Source organism: Pontibacter sp. HJ8, from assembly GCF_054824225.1.
This window is the reverse complement of sequence record NZ_JSYF01000623.1, coordinates 1-1,804: the sequence shown is the minus strand read 5'-3', so window position 1 is coordinate 1,804 and position 1,804 is coordinate 1. Positions and strand designations below refer to the sequence as shown.

Genomic DNA, 1,804 nt, shown 5'->3' with positions numbered 1-1,804 from the left:
TCAACAACCCCACCGCCACCTACCTGGTGCGGGTGCGGGGCGAGTCGATGCGCGATGCCCGCCTGCACGACGGCGACATTCTGGTAGTGGACCGCTCCCTGAAGCCGCGGGACGGCCACATCATCATTGGTGTAGTAGACGGCGAGTTTACCGTGAAGCGCTTTTTGAAAAAAGGAAAGCAAACGTTTCTGCAGCCGGCCAATGAAGCGTACCCGCCACTGGAGATCACCGAGGAAATGGATTTTCACCCGTGGGGCGTTGTAGTATGGTCGCTGCACAATGTGAACGGACAGTCATGACCAGCCTCTTCGCCCTTGTCGACTGCAACAACTTTTACGCCTCCTGTGAGCGGGTTTTCGATCCGAAGCTGGAAAAGAAGCCCATTGTGGTGCTTTCCAACAACGACGGCTGCATCATTGCCCGCTCCAACGAAGCCAAGGCCTTGGGTATAAAAATGGGCGAACCGGCCTTTAAAGCAAAAGATGCAATAGAACAGCACAACGTACAGGTCTTCAGCAGCAACTATACCTTGTACGGCGATATGTCGGCACGCGTCATGCAGACGCTGGCACAGTTCACGCCCAACCTGGAGGTATACTCCATAGACGAGGCTTTCCTGGACATGGGCAACTTCTACGGCCGTGATCTGAACCAGTACGCACAGGAGCTGCGCAATACTGTAAAGGACTGGACAGGAATTCCGGTTTCGGTAGGTGTGGCTCCTACCAAGACACTGGCCAAGCTGGCCAACCGCCTTTCCAAGAAGTCAAAGAAGGCGGATGGAGTGCTGGTGCTGACGGATGCGCGGCACATCGAGGAAGCGCTACGGCGTACCGAGGCCGGTGATGTGTGGGGCGTGGGCCGGCGCTATGCCCAGAAGCTGGCCGGCTTTGGCATACACACGGCGCTGGACCTGCGCAACGCTTCTGACACCTTCGTGAAAAAACACCTGACAGTAGTAGGGCTGCGTACCGTGCGGGAGCTGCGCGGCGAAGCCTGCCTGGACCTGGAGCTAGTGGCGGCCAACAAACAGAACATCTGCACCTCCCGCTCCTTCGGCAGCGCCGTCACCTCGCTTTCGCAGCTGCAGGAAGCTACTGCCAACTACGCCTCGCGTTGCGCGGTCAAGCTGCGCCGTCAGAAAAGCTGCGCAGGGGCTATTACCGTGTTTCTGCAGACCAATCCTTTCCGGGAGGAGCCGCAGTACTTTAGCAGCAAGACCCTTGTCCTGCCCACCGCCACCAGCAGTACGCTGGAGCTGATCCAGTACGCCAGCCTGGCGCTGCAGGCGCTCTACCGACCCGGTTACCGCTACAAGAAAAGCGGTGTGATCGTATCGGAACTGCGCCCCCAGAACCAGGTACAGGCCTCCCTGCTAGACACCGTGGACCGCGACAAGCACCAGCGTCTCATGCAAGCACTGGACAAGCTCAACAGCGCCTGGGGCCGCGACAAGGTTACCTGCGCCGCCCAAGGCACCATCCGCCCCTGGCAGCTGAAGTGCGAGAAGAAGTCGCCCTGCTATACGACAAAAATGGAGGGGCTCTTATGGATTGGGGCAGGATGAAGATTATCTCTGGTAGCAGAAGGTGGTGCATGCAGTGTAGGTACACCTATACCTTGTGTGAATCATATGTATCTGAATACTTGCTTCGTAGCAGCTGCTATTTCTTTTAGTACTTGACCTGTTGTATAGCTTCGCCTGTGCGGCTGGCACCTCCTCTTTCAATGTATACCGCCAGTTTGAGCGAAGCGGTAACTGGTGGTTGCTCTTGAGGCCAGTTTGTAACTGGCGGAGCTGCTG

2 protein-coding genes are annotated in these 1,804 nt (G+C 57.3%); both read left to right on the top strand.

What is annotated here, in order from left to right; genetic code table 11:
* Nucleotides 1-299, top strand: a 299-nt coding sequence (locus OB13_RS20110) for a LexA family protein (RefSeq protein WP_461491973.1), incomplete at its 5' end; no start/stop codon positions are given.
* Nucleotides 296-1,567 (top strand): Y-family DNA polymerase, encoded by a 1,272-nt coding sequence (locus OB13_RS20105; RefSeq protein ID WP_461491972.1) that lies wholly within the window; start codon nt 296-298, stop codon nt 1,565-1,567. The genes OB13_RS20110 and OB13_RS20105, both read left to right, overlap by 4 nt.
* Nucleotides 1,568-1,804: the final 237 nt, after the last annotated feature.

Excerpts from the sequence above, each read along its gene's own strand:
- OB13_RS20105 (WP_461491972.1), top strand. The coding sequence starts at position 296 with ATGACCAGCCTCTTCGCCCTTGTCGACTGCAACAACTTTTACGCCTCC.